This is a genomic window from Pseudoalteromonas sp. SCSIO 43210 (genome assembly GCF_054133285.1).
Window position 1 is genome coordinate 3,347,365 of sequence record NZ_CP087225.1, and the last position, 22,206, is coordinate 3,369,570.

19 protein-coding genes and 1 riboswitch are annotated in these 22,206 nt (G+C 39.4%); of the genes, 9 read left to right on the forward strand and 10 right to left on the reverse strand.

Annotated elements, in window-relative coordinates; all coding sequences use genetic code 11:
• Positions 1-213: 213 nt before the first annotated feature.
• Positions 214-1,104, forward strand: a complete 891-nt coding sequence (locus LOS73_RS14365) for a dienelactone hydrolase family protein (protein WP_033028731.1) — start codon at positions 214-216, stop codon at positions 1,102-1,104.
• A 12-nt stretch (positions 1,105-1,116) separates the two neighbouring features.
• On the opposite strand, the gene LOS73_RS14370 is transcribed toward LOS73_RS14365, so the two are convergent.
• Positions 1,117-2,055, reverse strand: a complete 939-nt coding sequence (locus tag LOS73_RS14370; RefSeq protein ID WP_457933892.1) for a LysR family transcriptional regulator — start codon at positions 2,053-2,055, stop codon at positions 1,117-1,119.
• A gap of 133 nt (positions 2,056-2,188) precedes the next feature.
• Between LOS73_RS14370 and LOS73_RS14375 the strand changes: the two genes are divergently transcribed.
• Together LOS73_RS14375 and LOS73_RS14380 are read left to right on the forward strand one after the other, a co-directional pair.
• The gene (locus LOS73_RS14375; protein WP_033037711.1) at positions 2,189-3,214 is read left to right on the forward strand and encodes a zinc-binding alcohol dehydrogenase family protein; all 1,026 of its coding nucleotides are present in this window, start codon (positions 2,189-2,191) and stop codon (positions 3,212-3,214) included.
• 361 nt (positions 3,215-3,575) lie between these two features.
• A complete protein-coding gene (locus tag LOS73_RS14380; protein WP_457933893.1) occupies positions 3,576-4,232 on the forward strand; it encodes a nitroreductase family protein in 657 nt (218 codons plus the stop codon).
• Positions 4,233-4,312: 80 nt separating this feature from the next.
• Here the strand turns inward: LOS73_RS14380 and ribB are convergent, their stop codons facing one another.
• The 6 genes from ribB to dapB form a co-directional block, all read right to left on the reverse strand.
• Entirely contained in the window at positions 4,313-4,966 is a 654-nt protein-coding gene (ribB, locus tag LOS73_RS14385) for a 3,4-dihydroxy-2-butanone-4-phosphate synthase (protein ID WP_033028727.1), read from the reverse strand.
• A 246-nt stretch (positions 4,967-5,212) separates the two neighbouring features.
• A riboswitch (FMN riboswitch) is annotated at positions 5,213-5,384 on the reverse strand.
• Positions 5,385-5,460: 76 nt separating this feature from the next.
• Positions 5,461-6,519, reverse strand: a complete 1,059-nt coding sequence (locus tag LOS73_RS14390; protein ID WP_033028726.1) for a S66 family peptidase — start codon at positions 6,517-6,519, stop codon at positions 5,461-5,463.
• A 158-nt stretch (positions 6,520-6,677) separates the two neighbouring features.
• Positions 6,678-7,154 (reverse strand): transcription elongation factor GreA, encoded by a 477-nt coding sequence (gene greA / locus LOS73_RS14395; RefSeq protein ID WP_007375825.1) that lies wholly within the window; start codon positions 7,152-7,154, stop codon positions 6,678-6,680.
• 48 nt (positions 7,155-7,202) lie between these two features.
• On the reverse strand, positions 7,203-10,421 hold the full coding sequence (gene carB, locus LOS73_RS14400; protein WP_033028725.1) for a carbamoyl-phosphate synthase large subunit: 3,219 nt from the start codon (positions 10,419-10,421) through the stop codon (positions 7,203-7,205).
• A gap of 16 nt (positions 10,422-10,437) precedes the next feature.
• A complete protein-coding gene (gene carA / locus LOS73_RS14405; protein WP_008134738.1) occupies positions 10,438-11,574 on the reverse strand; it encodes a glutamine-hydrolyzing carbamoyl-phosphate synthase small subunit in 1,137 nt (378 codons plus the stop codon).
• 361 nt (positions 11,575-11,935) lie between these two features.
• A complete protein-coding gene (dapB, locus tag LOS73_RS14410; protein ID WP_033028724.1) occupies positions 11,936-12,739 on the reverse strand; it encodes a 4-hydroxy-tetrahydrodipicolinate reductase in 804 nt (267 codons plus the stop codon).
• A 351-nt stretch (positions 12,740-13,090) separates the two neighbouring features.
• Here dapB and LOS73_RS14415 point away from each other — a divergent pair, with 351 nt between their 5' ends.
• From LOS73_RS14415 to LOS73_RS14425, 3 genes are all read left to right on the forward strand, one after another.
• Entirely contained in the window at positions 13,091-14,404 is a 1,314-nt protein-coding gene (locus LOS73_RS14415) for a Na+/H+ antiporter NhaC family protein (protein ID WP_008134735.1), read from the forward strand.
• 133 nt (positions 14,405-14,537) lie between these two features.
• Entirely contained in the window at positions 14,538-15,326 is a 789-nt protein-coding gene (locus LOS73_RS14420) for a nucleoside-binding protein (protein ID WP_457933894.1), read from the forward strand.
• Positions 15,327-15,487: 161 nt separating this feature from the next.
• The gene (locus LOS73_RS14425; protein WP_033028722.1) at positions 15,488-16,504 is read left to right on the forward strand and encodes an alpha/beta fold hydrolase; all 1,017 of its coding nucleotides are present in this window, start codon (positions 15,488-15,490) and stop codon (positions 16,502-16,504) included.
• Between the two features lie 111 nt (positions 16,505-16,615).
• On the opposite strand, the gene LOS73_RS14430 is transcribed toward LOS73_RS14425, so the two are convergent.
• Positions 16,616-17,413: a M48 family metallopeptidase gene (locus LOS73_RS14430; protein WP_008134732.1), complete on the reverse strand. Its 798-nt coding sequence runs from the start codon at positions 17,411-17,413 to the stop codon at positions 16,616-16,618.
• Between the two features lie 197 nt (positions 17,414-17,610).
• Between LOS73_RS14430 and LOS73_RS14435 the strand changes: the two genes are divergently transcribed.
• Positions 17,611-18,813 (forward strand): Bcr/CflA family efflux MFS transporter, encoded by a 1,203-nt coding sequence (locus tag LOS73_RS14435; RefSeq protein ID WP_004335389.1) that lies wholly within the window; start codon positions 17,611-17,613, stop codon positions 18,811-18,813.
• 26 nt (positions 18,814-18,839) lie between these two features.
• Here the strand turns inward: LOS73_RS14435 and grpE are convergent, their stop codons facing one another.
• Both grpE and LOS73_RS14445 read right to left on the reverse strand, forming a co-directional pair.
• The gene (grpE, locus tag LOS73_RS14440) at positions 18,840-19,451 is read right to left on the reverse strand and encodes a nucleotide exchange factor GrpE (RefSeq protein ID WP_033028721.1); all 612 of its coding nucleotides are present in this window, start codon (positions 19,449-19,451) and stop codon (positions 18,840-18,842) included.
• 58 nt (positions 19,452-19,509) lie between these two features.
• The gene (locus tag LOS73_RS14445; RefSeq protein ID WP_007375834.1) at positions 19,510-20,475 is read right to left on the reverse strand and encodes a hypothetical protein; all 966 of its coding nucleotides are present in this window, start codon (positions 20,473-20,475) and stop codon (positions 19,510-19,512) included.
• A gap of 176 nt (positions 20,476-20,651) precedes the next feature.
• Between LOS73_RS14445 and nadK the strand changes: the two genes are divergently transcribed.
• Together nadK and LOS73_RS14455 are read left to right on the forward strand one after the other, a co-directional pair.
• On the forward strand, positions 20,652-21,536 hold the full coding sequence (gene nadK / locus LOS73_RS14450; protein ID WP_007375835.1) for an NAD(+) kinase: 885 nt from the start codon (positions 20,652-20,654) through the stop codon (positions 21,534-21,536).
• A 74-nt stretch (positions 21,537-21,610) separates the two neighbouring features.
• Entirely contained in the window at positions 21,611-22,168 is a 558-nt protein-coding gene (locus LOS73_RS14455; RefSeq protein WP_033028720.1) for a hypothetical protein, read from the forward strand.
• The last annotated feature ends 38 nt before the right edge of the window (positions 22,169-22,206 follow it).

Consider the following 22,206-nt stretch of genomic DNA (forward strand, 5'->3'; position numbering starts at 1 on the left):
AACCAAAAAAGCTCGGCATATTATGCCGAGCTTTTTATTTTTAGCTTAAAAATGATATTCACCTATTTGCTAATACTGTCTCTACTACCCATTGTTTAACAAGCAGGATTTATTAACAATCCTAATAATTGAGAGAGATACTGCTCGTTTTTTATCCCTAATACGTTATGGTATTTAAATAATAAATAGACATAATAAAGTTAAGGAGCAGCCATGAATACATCCCCCTCTGATCACATTCCTCAAGAAGCCTTTGATTGGTATGACGAGTACGCCCACGGTTTAATGGACCGACGTACTTTTATGAAAAAACTCGGTGGCCTTGCTGCTCTTGGCTTTTCGATGGCTGTACTTACATCAGCATTATTACCTAATTACGCATTGGCTGAACAAGTGTCGTTTAATGACGATGATATTAAAGCAACGTACGAAGAATTCGATTCGCCAGACGGGCACGGTAAAGGCAAAGGTTACTTAGCAACCCCTAAAAACATAGAAGGTAAGCTCCCTGTTGTACTCGTGGTACACGAAAACCGTGGATTAAACCCATACGTAAAGGATGTAGCAAGACGCTTAGCGAAGGTAGGCTTTATTGCATTTGCACCCGATGCGCTATTTCCACTGGGTGGCTACCCTGGCAATGATGATGAAGGACGCGCTATGCAAAAAACCATGGATCGCGCTAAAATTCAAAACGATTTTGTAGCCGCAGCACACTTTTTAAAATCGCATGCTAACAGCAACGGTAAGTTAGGCGCTGTCGGTTTTTGTTTTGGTGGCTACATTGTTAATTATTTAGCGGCAGTAGATAGTAATTTAATCAGCGCCGGGGTGCCTTTTTACGGCACTCCTGCCAGTGAAAGTTTGCGTAAAAATATTAAAGCGCCGTTAATGATTCAATTAGGCGAGCTGGATAAACGTGTAAACGCGTCGTGGCCACACTACGAACAAGATTTAAAAGCTAATAATGTTGAATACACTATGCATATGTATAAAGGGGCAAATCATGGATTTCATAACGACTCGACAGGTCGATATGATAAAGACAATGCCGAGCTTGCATGGCAACGTACCGTTGAGTTTTTTAATAAAAAGCTAAGTTGATCTGATTGCGTATTAATCCTTTAATACGCTTTTATCAATAATGCCTTTATTGACCAACTGCTGCAAAATAGCTTGGGATTTTGCCCTGCATACATCACGTAGTAAACGCACCGCAGGAGTTATTGACTGCCTACTTGGGCAAATAAGCCAAAGTTCACCATTAACATGTTGATAATCTTGCATTACAGTAACCACCCTGTCATTGAGTAAATCGTCGGCCATATCAAGAGCTGACTTAACAGCCAAGCCTTTACCCGCAACGCACCAGCGCCTTACTAAATCGCCATCGTTTGAGGCGCGTCTGCCATTCATTTTAACTTTATATTTTGACTCACCATCGGTGAATTCCCACGTATTATTTATAATATCCTGCAACTGATAAAACAAACCTTGATGCGATGCTAAATCATCAGGATGCACGGGAGTTCCGTTTTGTAAGAGATATTCGTCAGTTGCACATAACAAGCGCGGTACGTTACAAATTTTGAATCCATAAACGCTAGCATCATTAGGCGAGCCATAACGAAGCGCTATATCAACTGAGTCACGGTAAAAGTCGATATTACTATCACTTATATGCGTTCTTAAACTTAGCTTTGGATAAGTGTCCATGAGTTCATCAATCCATGGGATCACTAAGTTACGGCCTAAATCAGATGAAAGGGCAACGCGTAACTCCCCTTCTATTTCGTCGTGCTCACCTTTTAGATTTTGCTTTGCAAGCTCAAGTACAGCTAAAGCCTGCTCACATTGTGGTATGTAGCGCTCCCCAGCAGCCGACAACCTTAAATGACGTGTTGTACGAACAAACAGCTCGCTACCAAGGGCTGCCTCAACACGTTTAATAGCAGCGCTTGCTGTGGCTGTACGCATATCTAACTTAGCAGCTGCGAGCGTAATACTTCTAAACTCAGCTACTTTTAAAATAAGTTTTAAATCTTCTATGTTCATATTATCTATTTATATTTGATAATGATTCAACAATTATGCGGTTTATCTATATTAAAGCAAGGTCTACTATATATCCATCAGCTAGCCAAAGCATGGCTTGCACCTTATATGTAAACAAATTAGGACACTTATTATGAAAGCCATTGGTTATAAAAAATCTCTTCCTGTTTCTAATCCTGAATCGTTAATTGATGTTGAATTACCACAGCCAGTTGCAACAGGTCGCGATTTATTAATTAAAGTTAAAGCTATTGCAGTTAACCCAGCCGATTATAAAGTGCGCCTATATATGCCACCAACAAACGGTGAAGTAAAAGTTATTGGTTGGGATGCCGTTGGTGAAGTGGTTGCAACAGGTGAAGCTGTAACGGCATTTAAACCGGGTGATGCGGTTTATTACGCAGGTGATATTACTCGCCCAGGTAGTAATGCAGAATTCCAATTAGTGGATGAGCGCATTGTAGGATTTAAACCGCAGAGCTTAAACGATGCTGAAGCTGCTGCATTACCACTTACTGCAATAACAGCGTACGAATTATTATTTGAGCATTTAAACATTGTAAAACAAGCAGCTGATGCAACAACAAAATCAGACGAAGTTATTTTAGTAACAGGTGCCGCAGGCGGCGTTGGTTCTATTTTTATCCAGCTTGCTAAAACGATTACTGGTGCAACAGTGATTGCCACTGCATCGCGTGAAAGCTCACAAGCATGGGTTAAAAAACTAGGCGCAGATTATGTTGTTGATCATACAAAACCATTACCGGCTCAAATTGACGCATTAAACATTGGATCGGTAACACATGTAGCAAGTCTGCACAGTACTGATACTTACTTTGAAGCGTATACGGAGGTACTTGCACCATTTGGTAAAATTGCAATGATTGACGATCCTGAGTCATTAGATGTGAGTAAATTAAAAATGAAGAGCTTATCGCTACATTGGGAATTTATGTTTGCCCGCTCAATGTTTAACGCAAAAGACTTAATTGAGCAAAGCAAGTTACTAAATCATGTTGCTGAGTTAATTGATCAGGGCCATATTCAAACAACGATTGGTAAAAATTTAGGCATTATAAATGCGGCTAACCTGCGTATTGCACACGCAGAACTTGAAGAAGGTCGCTCTATTGGCAAAATAGTGTTGGAAGGTTTTTAATTCCATAAATACTAAACACGCGCAGCCTGAATTAATTGAAGGCACCAATGTAATTGGTGTCTTCAGCCAATATTTTGGGTGGCTATGGCTGTATTTATATTTATTAAAGAAACTATTACCTAATAATATTTGATAATGATTCAACCATATACCTGTTTATCATATTGTAATAACCCACTACTATCCGTACCTAGCTATATTGATAGGCCTTACTTTACGTAGATATCAATTGAACTAAATAAGTAGAGTGATTTAAAAACACGATATTATTTTTGTAATAAATTTTTAAAAGGGTTTGTTTTTACTAAAACTGACTCAACATAGTAAATACTGGTAAAACACCTACTCAATGGAGAAACTAATGACTCACCCTATTATTAATGACTTAGAAAAGCGTTACACAGCAAAACGTTACGATGCAACGAAACGTGTATCTCAAGACGATTTAGCCGTTATTTACGAAGCTATGCGCCTATCTCCATCATCTATTAACTCGCAGCCTTGGAAATTCATCGTAATTGAATCAGATGAGGCTAAAGAGCGTATGCATAGTACATTTGCTAATAAATTTGCGTTTAACCAGCCACATATTAAAACAGCTTCGCATATAATATTATTCGCTCACAATCCTAAATATACCCGCGATGACTACGCACAAGTTATTGATGCAGATATTAAAAATGGCCGTACTAAAGCAGAAAATCGCGAACAAGCTTTTGGTGCTTATGCATTTGTTGATATGAATACCGATGAGCAAGGTAACAATGCAACATGGACTAAAGCACAAACTTACATTGCGCTAGGTAACACCATGCATGCAGCAGCACGTTTAGGTATTGATTCAACCCCAATGGAAGGCGTAGACGCTGAACTTATTGGTGAAATCTTTGAAAAAGAGCTGGATGGCTATATTTGTGATGTAGCTTTAGTGCTTGGCTACCATGATGACTCTGAAGATTATAATGCCAAACTGCCTAAATCTCGCTTAGCAAAAGAGCAAGTTATTCAGGTTTTATAAGTAATACGTTATAAACTTAAATGATAACAATATTAAAAAACCACTTATTTAAATAAGTGGTTTTTTTGCTTTAAAGCAGTTTAACTTACTTTGCGCTGTGCAGCCTGAATGTATTGCACTAAATCTTCAATAGAAACCACGGTCATATTATGTTTATTAGCATAATCACTCACCTCAGGTAAGCGCGCCATTGAACCATCTGGATTTGTCAGTTCGCAAATTACGCCAAATGGTTTTAAGCCGGCAAGTCGCATTAAATCAACGGATGCTTCGGTATGGCCGCGACGCACTAATACGCCACCCGTTTGTGCTTTTAAACCAAACACATGCCCTGGGCGCGATAAATCACTTGGTTTGGCGTTATCGTCTGTCGCTGCTTTTATAGTAGTTACTCTATCAGCAGCAGACACGCCTGTTGTAACGCCATGCTTAGCTTCAATAGTGACTGTATAAGCGGTGTTATTTTGACTTGTGTTGTGGGTTACCATTTGCGGTAAGTCGAGCTGTTTAATGCGCTCCTCCCCCATGCATAAGCAAACAATGCCGCTGCCTTCGCGAATCATTTCGGCCATTTGAGAAGTCGTTAGATGCTCAGCTGAAAAAACAAAGTCGCCTTCATTTTCACGGTTTTCATCATCAACAACAAGTACGCCTTGGCCTTGCTGTAGTGCAGTGATGGCGCTTTGTACGCGGGTATGGCTTTCGCCGAATTGAGTAAGTAGAGACTGAATCATCATTATATTCCAAATAAAAATAATAGATTCAGGACTGTGAAAGGATCAGTAATACATCACTTAAATTTAAAGCAATCACTACCAAAATAGCTTAAATAAAATAACAAAAAGCACGCAGCAAAATGCAGCGCACACTGTTATACCAATAACATTAAATTAGTGACTAAATTATAGCGCAAAGAAAATAGCTCACTTAACGCGATACAACGATCATGCCTTTAATAAAATTGGTTTTAGTATAATAAGCCATATTCTCTTTCATCCGGACTGTAACCGTCGGCTCTGGCATCTCACCAGATCTGCTTGACCTTTACTTAACCTAAAATAGGTTAAATAAAGCGCTCGCGGGCTCGTTTAAGTCATAAAAAACATTAAACATACCGCCGGTGGGGAATTTCACCCCGCCCTGAGAATTTACAGTAAGCATTAGCACTTACTGTAGGCATATTATACGCTTGTATTTATTTGTTTTTCAAAACTAAATACAATAAAAACTACGAAAGTTGGATATTTAACGATGCGCGATCTACTATACCTTCGTTTATATCAGCAACTAGCGTACAGGTAGCACCATTGACCAAATTTAAGTTAGGTTGAACGTGCCCTATATCCGCATCAATAATTACAGGAAATAAACACCCACCTAGCGCTACATCTAACGCATGGCGATAATCAAAGGCATCGTAATGACTTTGTGTAATTTCACTTCGCCCTAAAATCAAACCATTGATGTCGTCAAATATGCCCGCTAATTTTAATGACAGTAAAAATCGTGCAACGGTTGTCGGTGTAAGCTCTGAGTTTTCAAGGTATAGAATAAGTCCTTCAGGTGCGCTGTGCTTCTTAAACTCATGCAGCGCTAAAAATGGCGAGTCAAGCAATAAACCTACGGTATCTAAACACCCACCAAATAACCGACCAGACATTTCTATGGTACGTTTATCTGTGTAGTTTAAACATTGCCAATTTGTGGGCTCACTCGGGCTGAGTAATTCGTTCGGGTTTTGCGCGTAATCAGGCTTATTTTTTTGATATAAAGAAGAAGGACCTTGCTCAAATTTACTACCGGCTTCGTAGGTCAGAGTTTCAAATATTTGTAAGCTATACGGATTTTTTTCATCTGGGTGTAACTGCATAAGATTAGCGCTGTGAAGGGTTGCCCATTGGCACTTAGCTGTTAATGCACATGCAATAGTACTCACATCAGAAAAACCAACTAACCACTTAGGCTTTGCTTCTTTAATGGCGTTAAAATCAAGTAGTGGCAGTATCTCCATTGCCAGCTCACCACCCATCGGCGGCATAATCGCATCTATTTCATCATCAAGTAAAAAAACCATTAGCTGCTGAGCATGCGCTTTTGCGTTAAGCTGTTCACGTGGTTTGTTTTGACGTAAAAACTCCCCTTCAACAACATCATACCCTCGTTGTTTTAGTCCATTTATAACAATGTCTAATCGAGCATGGTATTTTTCTTTAAGACCTGATGAAAGCGAGCAAATTGCTATTTGTGATCCTACTTTCAAAGGCGCTGGGTAAAGTATATTAGCCATTGAGTGTTCCTTTTAATGAAGTGATTATGTACCTATATCATCATGCTTACTCTTTATGCAATATGAATACTCTTATCAGTATAGTGATTTATTTAAGGCATAAAAAAACCGATGTAATTACATCGGTTTTTATTTAAAACGTTAAAGTGAGTTATGCGTTAAAGATACTCAACTTCAATGATTTCGTACTCAACGATACCTTTTGGCGTTTCAATAGACACTGCGTCGTCCATTTGTTTACCAATTAAGCCACGTGCAATCGGTGAGTTAACAGAAATTAAGTTGTTTTTAATATCTGCTTCATCATCGCCTACAATACGGTATTTTACTTCAGCATCAGTATCTACATTTACTATAGTTACTGTGGTGCCAAAAATAACTTTGCCCGTATTTGGCATTTTAGTTACGTCGATTATCTGAACATTTGAAAGCTTCGCTTCAATTTCTTGAATACGACCTTCACAAAAACCCTGTTGCTCACGTGCAGCGTGGTACTCAGCGTTTTCTTTTAAGTCACCGTGTTCACGCGCAACAGCAATGTCGGCGATAATTTTTGGACGGGTAACTGTTTTTAATTCGTTAAGCTCTTTGCGCAGTAAATCTGCGCCACGAACTGTCATCGGAATTGATTGCATACTTTTCTCACTTAACACCAAGGCCCTAGTTGGCCTTGGCACATTTCCTTAGTTCAATCGCAGGTGTAGCTCTTGAACTGACGTTACTTTACTACGGTCATCTGCTTTGTTAGCAGTACAGTTAGCAAAAGCCGCGTTCAAGGTTGTCGTATAGTTGGTTTTATTTTGCAATGCACCACGACGTAACACCTTCGAATCTTCGATCGCTTGGCGACCTTCGGTGGTATTAACGATATAGCTGTACTCTTTATTCTTGATATAATCAAGAATATGCGGGCGGCCTTCATATACTTTGTTTACACGTCGTACTTCAATGCCAGCTTCTTCAAGAGCTTGTGCCGTGCCACCCGTTGCGTCAAGTTCAAAACCTAAGTCGGTCATAATCTTGGCTAATTCAACAATGCGTGGCTTATCGCTATTACGAACAGATAATAACGCGCGACCACCGCGTGGTAAAGTGTTGCTTGCACCTAATTGTGCTTTTGCGAATGCTTCGGCGAAAGTATCACCAACACCCATCACTTCACCCGTTGAGCGCATCTCAGGGCCACGAATTGGATCCACACCCTGAAACTTAGCAAATGGTAAAACAACTTCTTTAACGCTGTAGTAAGGAGGGATTACTTCTTTAGTAATGCCTTGGCTTGCTAAAGACTGGCCCGCCATACAACGAGCAGCTACTTTCGCAAGCGCCACACCGGTAGCTTTAGATACAAACGGTACCGTACGTGCGGCACGCGGGTTGACTTCAATTAAGTACACTTTGCCATCTTTTACGGCAAACTGTGTATTCATTAAGCCAACAACACCAAGCTCAAGCGCCATGTCGGTTACTTGCTTGCGCATTACATCTTGCACTTCTTGTGATAAAGAATGTGCTGGTAATGAACAGGCTGAGTCACCCGAGTGAACACCCGCTTGCTCAATGTGCTCCATGATACCGCCGATGATTACTTGCTCGCCGTCGCAAATTGCGTCAACGTCAACTTCAATCGCATTATCTAAGAAACGGTCCAGTAATACAGGTGCTTCGTTTGATGCTTGTACCGCTTCGGTCATGTAGCGACGTAAATCATCTTCGTCGTATACAATTTCCATTGCACGACCGCCTAGTACATACGACGGGCGTACAACTAATGGGAAGCCAATCTCAACTGATTTAAGTAGTGCTTCTTCAGTTGAAGTTACTGTTGCGTTTTCTGGCTGAAGTAAATTTAAACGCTCAACAAGTTGTTGGAAGCGTTCGCGGTCCTCTGCACGGTCAATCGCATCTGGTGAAGTACCTATTACTGGCACGCCATTCGCTTCAAGCTCACGTGCTAATTTAAGTGGTGTTTGACCACCGTACTGCACGATAACGCCTTTAGGCTTTTCAACACGTACAATTTCAAGTACGTCTTCAAGTGTAATTGGTTCGAAGTATAATCTGTCCGATGTATCGTAATCGGTAGATACTGTTTCAGGGTTACAGTTAACCATAATGGTTTCATAGCCGTCTTCGCGAAGCGCAAGCGAGGCATGTACACAACAGTAATCAAATTCAATACCTTGGCCGATACGGTTAGGCCCGCCACCAATAACCATGATTTTGTCTTTATCTGTTGGGTTTGCTTCACACTCTTCATCGTAAGATGAGTACATGTAAGCTGTGTCTGAGCTAAATTCTGCGGCGCACGTATCAACACGCTTATATACTGGCACGATGTTCAATAGGTGACGTTTTTTACGAATTTCAGCTTCAGATACACCAGCAATTTCAGCTATACGTGGATCTGCGAAACCTTTGCGTTTAAGTTTACGTAGGAAGTCGGCATTTAAACCAGCCATACCTACTTCACCAATTTTTGCTTCGTCTTTTAAAATATCTTCTATTTGTACTAAGAACCAGCGATTAACTTTAGTCAGCTCATAAACATCATCAACGCTCATACCATGGCGCATTGCATCGGCAATGTACCAGATACGCTCAGCACCAGGCTCGCGTAATTCGCGGATGATTTTTTCTTTCGCTTTAGGGTCATCAAGTGCAACTATCGGGTTAAAACCTGTTGCGCCCACTTCAAGACCACGTAATGCTTTGTGTAATGATTCTTGTTGGTTACGACCAATCGCCATTACTTCGCCAACTGATTTCATTTGCGTAGTTAAACGATCGTTCGCACCGGCAAATTTTTCAAAGTTAAAGCGAGGAATTTTTGTTACAACGTAATCGATTGAAGGCTCAAAAGATGCTGGTGTTTTACCGCCGGTAATATCGTTTTGAAGCTCATCAAGCGTGTATCCTACTGCTAGCTTTGCAGCAATTTTAGCAATTGGGAAACCCGTTGCTTTTGATGCAAGTGCAGATGAGCGTGATACGCGTGGGTTCATCTCAATGATAACCATACGGCCATCTTCAGGATTAATACCAAACTGCACGTTAGAACCGCCAGTTTCTACACCAATTTCACGTAATACCGCCATAGAGGCGTTACGCATAATTTGGTATTCTTTGTCGGTTAACGTTTGCGCTGGTGCAACGGTGATTGAATCGCCAGTGTGAACACCCATAGGGTCAAAGTTTTCAATGGTACAAACAATAATACAGTTATCGTTTTTATCACGTACAACTTCTGTTTCGTACTCTTTCCAACCAATCAGTGATTCATCAATCAATAATTCGTTTGTTGGCGATAAGTCTAAACCGCGCTCACAAATTTCTTCAAACTCTTCCATGTTGTAAGCAACACCGCCACCGGTGCCACCCATGGTGAAAGAAGGACGAATGATACATGGCAAGCCAATGCGGGTCATTGTATCTTTTGCTTCTTCCATTGTGTGAGCAATCTCAGCACGTGGACATTCAAGACCAATGTTTTTCATTGCTACGTCAAAGCGTTCACGGTTTTCTGCTTTGTCGATTGCATCAGCCGTTGCGCCAATTAGCTCAACGCCATGCTTAGCCAATACACCGTGCTTGTCTAAATCAAGTGCACAGTTTAATGCTGTTTGACCACCCATTGTAGGCAGTACTGCATCAGGCTTTTCTTTTTCAATAATTTTTTCTACCACTTCCCAGTGAATTGGTTCGATGTAGGTAGCATCAGCCATTTCAGGGTCGGTCATGATAGTTGCAGGGTTTGAGTTAACTAATATAACTCTATAGCCTTCTTCTCTAAGTGCTTTACACGCTTGAGCACCAGAGTAGTCAAATTCACAAGCTTGACCAATTACAATTGGGCCTGCGCCTAAGATAAGAATGCTTTTTATGTCGGTACGTTTTGGCATTATTACTCCAGTTAAATTAGTGTTTACGCGCTTGCATCAAATCGATGAAGTGGTCAAATAATGGTGCTGCATCGTGTGGACCAGGGCTTGCTTCAGGGTGACCCTGGAAGCTAAACGCAGGTTTATCTGTACGATGAATACCTTGAAGCGTTCCATCAAATAATGATTTATGCGTGGCACGAAGCGTACTTGGTAGGCTTGATTCTTGAGCTGCAAAACCATGGTTTTGAGCTGTGATCATAACTACATCGCGGTCTAGGTCTTTAACTGGGTGGTTAGCGCCGTGGTGGCCAAATTTCATTTTTTCTGTTTTAGCACCTGAGGCAAGGGCTAATAACTGATGACCTAAACAGATACCAAAAATAGGTGTGTCGGTTTCTAAAAAGGCTTGAATGGCTTCAATAGCGTAAGTACATGGCTCAGGATCACCAGGGCCATTAGATAGGAAGATACCATCAGGGTTTAAAGCAAGTACGTCAGCGGCTGAAGTTTGCGCTGGTACTACTGTAAGTTTACAACCACGGTCTACAAGCATACGTAAAATATTACGTTTTACACCGAAGTCGTAGGCAACAACATGAAACTTTTCATCAGCAGCGTCAAGGGTTTTAAATCCTTCACCTAATGTCCAGCTTGATTCGCGCCACTCAAAATTTTCCTTGGTTGAGACAACTTTTGCTAAATCCATACCTTTTAAACCTGGGAAGGCTTGCGCGGCTTGTAACGCTTTGTTTTCGTCTAGCTCGTCACCGGCAACAATACACCCGTTTTGTGCGCCTTTATCACGCAAAATTCGAGTTAGCTTTCTGGTGTCGATGTCCGCAATACCTAAAATATTACGTTCTTTTAAGTAATCATCTAACGATTGCTCGTTACGAAAGTTACTTGCTAGCAGTGGCAAATCACGGATCACTAGGCCTTTAGCCCAAATTTGATTCGCTTCTTCGTCTTCGCTGTTGGTACCCGTATTACCGATATGTGGGTACGTCAAAGTTACGATTTGTTCCGCGTATGATGGATCAGTCAAAATTTCTTGATAACCAGTCATAGACGTATTGAATACCACTTCACCGACTGACATGCCGTCAGCGCCGATTGCAGTACCGCGAAACACTGTGCCGTCTTCTAGGACTAACAGAGCGGATTTAGTCAAGTTAAACCTCCTAACAGTAAAAAACGGGAGTAAGCAATTGCTTAACACCCCGCCAATACCCAGAGGGATCGTCAAAACCAGATTTTTGTGAGCTTAAATTGTTTTACGCAGTCTTAAATGATGCAGATGTAAAGCATTCAACCTTCAATCATTTTTCTTGCCTAAAACTATTTTCATTCCCACTGAAACCCCGGATTTACTAGCCACTTGGGTATAATTGGAAACACGCATTTAGTAATTTTTGGCAAATTGGCTGCATATTACATGAAGTTGCTATTTAGGTCTAACATTATTTGGTTAATTGTTACAAATAAGTCACTGTAGGTGAAATTAGACCCAAACAGTTAAAATAGTAACTAAACTACTTAAGATCTAGCACATCTTGCATATCATAAAGTCCAGCAGGTTTGTTTTTCAACCAGCTTGCAGCCCTTATAGCACCTAAAGCGAACGTCATTCTCGAACTTGCTTTATGTGTTAATTCAAGCCTTTCGCCCATTGTAGCGAAGTATGCGGTATGTTCACCTACTATATCGCCCCCTCTTAGGACAGAATAACCAATCTCATTTTGAGATTTAGCTGTTTCTACTTGGCTTCGGTCATATACCGCAACCTCGTCGTGATCCCAGCCTTTCGCTTGCGCGATTGACTCACCTATTGCCAGTGCGGTCCCCGATGGTGCATCTATTTTATGACGGTGGTGCGCTTCAAATATTTCGATATCTAAATCGTCACCAAACTTAGTCGCTGCAGTTTGCACAAGGTTGAGTAATACATTGACACCTACGCTGTAATTTCGCGCAAATACAATAGGGATATGTTTAGCGGCATCGTGTAATAGCGCCATATCATCATTTGTTAAACCTGTTGTGCCAATTACCATAGGAATTTTTTGCACTACAGCGGTTTTTAAATGGTTTTTCATACCCGCTGGCAGCGTAAAGTCGATTAAAACATCTACATTATCTATTGTAGTTTCGTCGCTAAAGCTAACACTGTTATCGGCTGCGCTGTTTACTTGATTTACATTAATGCCTAATAGCGATGAACTGCTTCGAACATATGCACCTGTAAGTTGTGTTTGTTCTTTAATTGTCGCGGCTTCTAATAGAGCTAAGCCCATTCTACCGTTAGCACCAAAAACACCTATTCGATTTGTAGTCATGGTTTTTACCTAATTTAATTTGAATCCGTTTATTAGCCATATATCCGGGCATTACAAAATACGTAGGTAGGTATTTTTATGCAGTTGGATAAATATTAATCGCTGAAAATCGCGTTGTTTTATAGATATTATCTAAAAGTCATGCAATAGTCAGGTGACCTTTTAATTTAATAATAATAACAATACCAGTTTACTTTAGCCATCTATACATTTAAACTTCTCTTTCGCGTCGATTTGGTCTTTGGCTTGCGGACGCTGCGGCTAACAACTTTTTTTAAAAAGTTGTACTGCTAAATTCAGCTAAAAGAGGAGTTTTGGCTGTGATAAATTTTACTGGTTATGAGGATTATGATGCAGCCATCATTTAATAAAAACAAAGCAATACTTTCTTTACTTCCCCTACTTACCTTTGTAGCGCTATTTTTAGGCTCAGGTTTGTATTTGCAATCGCAAGGGGTTGATTATGCTTTTTACCAACTACCCGCACCTGTTGCTATATTGCCCGCCATCATGCTTGCGTTTATTTTAAATAAAGGCACGGTAAACCAATGTGTAGAAACCTTTATTAAAGGTGCCGGACATAACAATATTATTACCATGTGTTTAATATACTTACTTGCGGGTGCTTTTTCTGCCGTTGCCAGTGCAACCGGTGGTGTAGATGCGGTAGTAAATGCAGGCCTATCGCTTATTCCACCTTCGTTGTTACTCCCTGGTTTATTTTTAATTGCAGCGGTTGTATCAACAGCAATGGGTACGTCAATGGGTACGATTGGCGCCATTGGCCCTATCGCTTATGCGGTATCAATTAAAACAGGTATAGATCCAGCATTAATGGCCGGTACGATTGTATCTGGCGCTATGTTTGGCGATAACTTATCTATTATTTCAGACACCACTATTGCAGCTACGCGCACGCAGGGCTGTGAAATGAAAGACAAGTTTAAAGAGAATCTTAAAATTGCTGTCCCTGCTGCAATACTGACTATTGGCTTATTGTTTTATTTAACACCTGCTGCTCAAGTTGTTGAAACCAAGGATTACGATATTTGGTTAGTGCTTCCGTATGCCTTTATTTTAGTGCTAGCAGTTGCTGGCTTGAACGTCTTTGTAGTGTTGTTTAGCGGTATTATTTTTGCCGCATTAATGGGCTTTACAGGAAGTTATGAAGGCGCAAGCTTTGTAAAAGACATTTACAAAGGCTTTACCGATATGCAGGAAATATTTTTACTATCAATGTTTATTGGTGGCTTATCTGAATTTATTCGTATTAATGGTGGCCTTGATTACATTGCTCAAAAAATTCAAGCAATTACTAAAATAATTGCCAAATGGCACCGTAAAGTGGCAGATCAATTAGGTATCGCTGCGTTAGTTTTAACAAGTAATGTCTGTATTGCCAATAACACCGTATCTATTATTGTGGCCGGCCCTATTGCTAAAAAGCTTGCTGATGATGGTGAAATAAGCGGTAAACGCTCTGCAAGTTTGCTAGATATTTTTGCTTGTGTAACGCAGGGTTCTTTACCATACGGCGCACAAGCATTGTTACTTGGCGCTACGTTTAAAATAAGCCCTTGGGAAGTATCAACCTCTTCCTATTATTGTTTTATCCTAGCATTTACGGCAATAACTATCATTTGCTTGCGCCGAAATAAAGCGTAATAAATTGCGTCTCCACATGTTGCAGCTTATAAAGTAAGCTGCAACATGTGTTAAATTAGCGATCAACAAATCAATCTCTTCTGCTATAATCTCTGCTTCCGCGTGTCACTAAAATTATAGTTATTAAACAGTTATGAAATTTAAAAAATTACTCCCTTTTATTACTTTTACTTCTCTTGCTTTATCATCGTCGGCTTTTGCTGCTAATTGGAGCAGTACAGCACTACACATTAATAATGGAAGTCAAAAAAATCCATTTTCTAAACAAGAGTCCGATACTACCGTTTACTCGGTTCAACATGCATCGGGCTATGACTACGGCGATAACTTCTTCTTTATCGATTACAGTAAAGACGATATAGATGATGGTTACCAAGATGCTGATTTTTATGGTGAATGGTACTCAACGGTAAGCTTATCGGCCATTAGCGGCGAAAAAATTGGCTCTGGTGCATTATTAGATGTTGGCCTTACGGGCGGTATTAACGTTGCTGGTGATGCAAAAGTAATGAAATATCTACCAGGTGTTAAATTAAGCTGGGATGTACCTGGTTTTAACTTTTTTCAAACGTTGTTCACAGCTTACATTGACGATAGTGAAGGTGTAGCAAAAGGCGGTGCACCTATTGAAACTAATAGCTGGATGCTTGATGTAGCTTTTGAGTACCCTTTCTCTATTGGCTCACAAAAGTTTAGCTTTAAAGGCCACGCTGAATACATTGCTGAACGTGAAGATGAATTTGGTAACGAAGTACAAGCTTGGATACTCGCACAGCCTATTTTAGTGTGGGATATGGGCCACGCTCTTCAAATGAAAGAAAACACACTCCTGTTGGGTATGGAATTACAATACTGGCACAATAAACTAGGTACTGAAGTCACTGAATCGGTACCACAAATCCATATTGAGTGGACGTTTTAAGCTTTAACAATCAGCTCTTTACTCAGTAATTAATAAGCGAAGCTTTATTTTAGCTTCGCTTCTTTTCGTCCACGTAAAACATTTAATTGAACAGGTGTAAATACTTAGTTATTGTTGTACTTCTTTTAAGCCAAGCGCTCGCCTTTAATAGGAGTAACTGAATGTCGTCGATTAAAGTTATTTGTTTCTCTACTTTATTAGTACTAACAAACAATGCCTTAGCTGGCACTTCTCAAGATACATCTGCCCTTTCTTATGATGCACTTTTAACTAATTACGAATACGATTTTAAAGTAAATTACTTTGCACTTGAGTCGCAAAAACAATCATTAAAAATGGCCTATATTTACTTAAAGCCAACCAAATCCGACATGCCAACAGTTACACTTATGCATGGCAAAAACTTTAATGCAGATTACTGGACTACCACTGCGCAATATCTGCAATCTTTAGGTTATGGGGTATTAATTCCAGATCAAATTGGTTTTGGTAAGTCGTCTAAGCCAACTAATTACCAGTATTCATTTGCGGCTCTTGCTCATCATACTCATGCGTTAATGGACTCACTTGATATAAAAGAGTCGATTGTATTAGGGCACTCAATGGGTGGAATGCTAGCGAGTCGTTTTGCATTAATGTATCCAAATACAACTAAAAAGCTAATTTTATTAAACCCTATTGGGCTTGAAAACTACTTGCAGTATGTTGATTACAAAGATACAAATTTTTTCTATAAAAATGAGTTTTCAAAAACGCCGGAAGGCGTAAGAAAATATCAACAAAAAAATTACTACGATGGTAAGTGGAATGCCACATATTCAGCCTTAACTGACTTCATAACAGGGCAAATACAAGGATCAGATAAAGAACAAATGGCATGGGTGAATGCAAAAACATACGATATGATTTTCACTCAACCTGTAATAACCGAATTTAAAGATTTAACTATGCCGGTTAAATTAATTATAGGTACGCGGGATAGAACCGGCCCTGGCCGTAACTGGAAAAAAGAGGGTGTTAATTACGAGCTTGGTCGATATGATAAATTAGGCAAACACGCTGCAACACTTATCCCTGACGCACAATTATTCGAGCTTGATAACTTAGGGCATCTGCCGCACATTGAAGATTTCGAACGCTTTAAAAATGTATTTAAACAAGCACTTTCTGCTGAATAACCACGCTTAAGAACTAAAATAAAACCCCTGTAGGTAAAATACTTACAGGGGTTTTATTTTAATTACGCATTAATACTAAACGTACACTACTTCAAATAGTAAAGCGCTTAACTACAGTGTGCACTGTGGGTTTTTACCCTGTGCTTTAGCAGTACTTTGCTCACTAAGTGCTTTGCTCATTTGCGCTTGTAAGTTTTTAATACGGTTACTTGGCGCTGGGTGAGTTGATAAAAACTCAGGTGTTGTACCACTACCTGCCGCACTCATATTTTGCCAAAGGGTTACTGACTCTTGTGGGTTAAAGCCAGCCTCAGCCATTAAATCTAAACCAATAGTATCGGCTTCTGATTCGTGCGAGCGGCTAAATGGCAAAACAACACCATACTGTGCGCCCAAACCTAAGCCTTGCATAATTTCATTACGATATTGAATGTTACCCATTTCAAGTGCCGCACTACCAAGTTGCATACCGGTATCTAAAATAGAGCTTTGTGAAACACGCTCATTTGAATGCTCAGCAATTACGTGCCCTACTTCGTGCCCTAGTACTGTTGCTAATTGGTCTTGATTAGTAGCAATTTTTAATAAGCCAGTATGAACACCAATGTAACCACCTGGTAGTGCAAAAGCATTAGCAGATTCATCTTCAAATACAACCACTTCCCAATTTTGCGAAGCGTATTCTTTTGGTAATACAGCCACTACTTTTTCAGCAATGCAATTTACATATGCATTTGTTTTTGCATCTTTATTAATTGGTTGGTTTTTTTTCATATCAGCAAAACTAGCAGTGCCCATTTCACTCATTTGTTGGTCTGAATAAAGCGCTATTTGTGTGCGTCCTGTTGGCGACGTTTTACAACCAGCCAAAACGGCTGTCGCTAATACTGCAAGTACTAGTTTTTTCATGGTAATTCTCTTAAGCAATTAATTTTTTATTGCTTGTAGAATAGCAAACACAGTACCAATTTAAAATATTTGCTTTATATAGCGCTATATTAACAAGATGCGATAAGACGATAAACTTAGCAGGCGAACTAAGTTTATCCAAATACAATGCCCTGTTACACTACAGTCCTTGTTTTTAGTGATTGTTGAGTTTACACATGGACGCCTCAGCCTCGTCTTTTAATACCCGTATTTTATTGCCTTTATTAGCCAGTATTGTGGCGATTACGCCATTGGCTATTGATATGTATTTGCCCGCCATGCTGGTAATTGCAAACGATTTACACACTAATATGCCAAATGTACAAATATCGTTGAGTATTTACTTAGCAGGTTATTCATTGGGGATGTTATTTTTTGGCCCGATTGCCGATCAAATTGGCCGCCGTAAGCTCGCCCGTATTGGCTTAACCCTATTTGGCGCAAGCTCACTTGCACTTGCATTTACCACCGAAATCCATGCCTTTTGGACTCTTCGAGCAGTACAAGCATTTACGGGAGCTGCAGCAACGGTAGTAGTACCGGGTATTATTCGCCATATTTATCAGCAAAACACAGCTAAAGGAATGTCGTATGTATCGATGATCATGATGGTAGCACCGTTAGTTGCCCCCTCAGTTGGCTCGTTTATTTTAGGGTTTTCTGTTTGGTCAACCATATTCTTGGTGCTTGCTGGATATAGCTTTTTAATATTAGCGTTTGTACAAGTATATCTAATCGATATTCCTATTCACAAAAATGAAAAAAAGGGTCTCGCTTTATTTTTTGATAGCTATAAAACAGTGCTCAGTAATAAAGATGCACGTGCCGACATACTCAGTTCTATGTTTGTATCATTTGGATTTTTTTGCTTTTTAACCTCAGTACCTTTTATATATTTAGATTTATATGAAGTGTCAGAACAATTATTTGGTGTATTATTTGCCTTTAATGTAATGGCGCTGATGTTTGGTAACTTTTTAAATACGCGAATTGTACCAAGGCTAGGCTCTCGAAAGATGCTCTATATTGGGCTTGTATGTGGGTTTGTATCGGGGCTTGCGCTATTAACATTTAGCTTATTGCATTTATCACTTTATTATATTGTGGCTGCTATTGCGCCATTAATGATGAGCTTAGGCGTCACGGCAAGTAATGCTGACTCGCTAATATTAATGAAGTTTGAAAAAAACACAGGCACGGCAACGGCCGTAATTGGCACACTTCGTTTTGGCAGTGGCGCATTAGTTGGCCCGTTACTCGCTATTATGCATGCAAAAAGCGCAGTGCCATTTTCAAGCTTAATGTTTAGTGCCGTGTTACTCACTATGCTCGTACAGTTAATTCACTATAAAAAAGACAAAAAAAATGCCTCAATATGAGGCATTTTTTAAAACTAATAATTCAATTAAGCATCAGCAGCTTTAGAAACCATAACCATTGCAGGGCGTAATAAACGACCATTCAATGTGTAACCTTTTTGCATAACAGCAAGTACTGTATTAGGTGTTACATCGTTACTTGGTTGAATTGACATTGCTTGATGAAAATCTGGATTAAACATCTCACCTTGTGGGTTTACAATTTCAACACCAAATTTAGAAACAGCGTCATTGAAGCTCTTAACCGTCATATCGATACCTTCAAGCAACGGCTTTAAAGTCTCATTTTCTTTATCAGAAAACTCAATAGCACGTTCAAGGTTATCAATTACAGGTAGTAATTCGTTAGCAAATTTTTCTAGTGCAAATTTATGCGCTTTTTCTACATCTTGTGCTGCACGACGACGAATATTATCTACGTCTGCTGCTGCGCGAACAACACCATCTTTTTGATCAGCAATAGTTTGCTTAGCGGCCTCAAGCTCTGCATATAACATCGCAATTTCTGCTTCAGGGCTTTGCTCTTGTTCTGCATGTTGATCAGCGGCTTCTACTGCTGCTTCTACATCAGCCTGCATTTTAGAAATTTCTTCGTTTAATTCTACTTCTTGCTCAGGGTTTTGTGTCTGCTCAGACATAAAATACGTGCTCCAATTCTTTTCAACTGCGGTAATTATGGGGATTGAATAAAAAGATTCAAGAGTTAGATGTCTCAATTAATTTAAATTCTTGGATTATTTCTTCAATTTGCGCTGATTTAGGGCAAATTATACAAAAGCGGCTTTGGTATTCTTGATTTTGAAAGTACGGGACACTTATTACAATCAATTCATCGCACTCAGTAAAAGGTAATTTTTCGCTATTAAGTACCGATAACCCATTTTTAAAAGCGAGCTTATCTTCTACATAATTTAAAAATGAGACGCCAATATTTAAGCTTTGTTCACAATCAATTTGTTTGTAAAGGTAATTTTCGCCAACAACAATACTGTTATCTGAGCCTAATTTTTGGCTTAGTTGTCGCGTCCATTGATTAAGCGAATCGTGACAATTTCGAGGCGCGGTATTAGCCATAGCTTGCATACGGTATAAACCTTCCATCAAGGTTTGTTGACTAAAGACGGTGTTTAGCCACGTTGCAAACTGATAACGAACAGAGTCTGACGAATCATGAGGCTTATCAATACAAATATTATGGCTCTGCCCTGCTCTGTCTATTAATAAAATAAGCCAGTCGGTAGAATCAAAATCAAGTACCTCTACTCTAAATACTTGCTGCGAGCTGGCTTGTGGCAAACCCACACAACAACAAACCTGATATTTTTGGCTCAAACCATGCGCTAGCTCAACGAGTTGTGATTGCTCTGGTTGCCAATAATTAGCAATATCAGCGAGTGGAAAGAACTCGTCAAACCAATAATCAAACCCCTCATTTGTAGGCACACGGCCTGCAGATGTATGAGGTGAATACAATAAGCCCACTTTTTCTAAGCGAGCCATCGCATTACGTACCGTAGCCGAACACACAGCCATGCCTTTAAGCTTAGCAATTTTTGTTGATGGGACGGGTAACCCCTCACCATTACAGTACATGTTCATAACAGCTGAAAAAATTTGCTGATCTCGTGGATTTAATTTCATGTTATCTACATCTTGTTGCATGTCTGATATATCGGGGCATTTACAGTTATTTCAAGTCACATAGTATGCTGGTAGCTAATAAAACTAAATTAATTACCTAGGTAAGTTAATCATACCAATTTAAGCTAAGATCTGTATTTTCAAACACTTCTCTTTTGGGTTACTCTACAAACATTCAAACTTACAGTGTACACATTATGGATTCTCCTTTTAAAACCATTGGCCTTATTGGTAAACCAAACCACCCTGGTGCAGCCGCAACACTACAACGTCTGCATACATTTTTACTGGCACTTGGTTTTGAGGTTATCGTAGAAAAACGCACTGGTGGCCAGTTAGTTGATGTACCCACAGATAAACTAGTTAAGTTAGTCGACTTAGGGGAACTAGCTGATTTGGCTATTGTCGTTGGAGGTGACGGTAACATGTTAGGCGCAGCACGTGTTTTAGCCCGTTTCAACGTAGCAGTAATCGGTGTTAACAGGGGGAACCTTGGGTTCTTAACTGATTTAAACCCTGAAGGTTTTGAACCAAGTTTAGAACAAGTTTTAAGTGGTGATTTTATTGAAGAAAATCGCTTTTTACTTGAAGTAGAGGTATACCGCCACAACGAATTAAAAAGCGCTAATTCTGCGGTCAATGAAGCAGTGCTTCATGCCGATAAAGTTGCACATATGATTGAGTTTGAAGCCTTTATTAATAAAGATTTTGTATTTTCACAGCGCTCGGATGGCTTAATTGTATCAACACCAACAGGCTCAACGGCGTATTCACTTTCAGGTGGCGGACCTATTTTGACACCAGAGCTTAATGCTATTTCGTTAGTACCTATGTTCCCACATACATTATCGAGCAGACCATTAGTCGTTGATGCTGATAACGAAGTACGCTTAAAGCTAAGCCTAGAAAATACAGATAGCCTACAGGTAAGTTGCGACAGCCATGTTGTGCTTGCTGTTTTACCTGGCGATGAGGTTGTCATTAAGAAAGCAGATAAAAAACTGCGTTTAATTCATCCAAAAAATTATTCTTACTACAACGTTTTACGTACTAAATTAAATTGGGGTAGTCGTTTATACTAATTTTATTGCCAAGTGTAAGACTTTAGAGCAAAATATCGCAAAATAAAAAATAATATTATTAGGAACTATAGCAAATGACGTATGTTGTATTTTTTTCACTTTTGTTATTAATTACGCTACTAGGTAGCTATTTAATAGTTGAAAATAATCGTCGTATAGCAAGCGAAACCAAGAAGAGAATTTTTAATGATCGAGTTTCAAAAATTAGTACACGTTTGAAAAGCAAACTAAATGAATTGTTGGATGTTAAGGTAATACGCCCGAAACACGTTCCTAGAGTCCAGGCAATTGTTAGTAATTTTTTTGTAGTACAAGCACATAATGATGACAATTTACAAAAATTAGAAGATGTAACTGATTTACTCGTCAGCACTTTAACTAACGAATTAAATAAAACTTATCAAACTAATTCGGCTAAAAGTTTAATTGATAACTTACAGCACTTTATAGCTGAGCTACCTCATCAAGGTATTTTATATAACAAAGCTTTTTATGACACTGAACTACCTTCGTTAATATTTACTATCCAAACAGAAGACATCCATCAACACATTGATAAAAAAGAAGAAGTTGAATTTTTGCAACAAAAAACTAATGACTCTCCTATTAACGAAGAGGCAAGTGTTGCTTAAATACTAAAAAATTAATTTGCAAAAAACCAAAACACTGT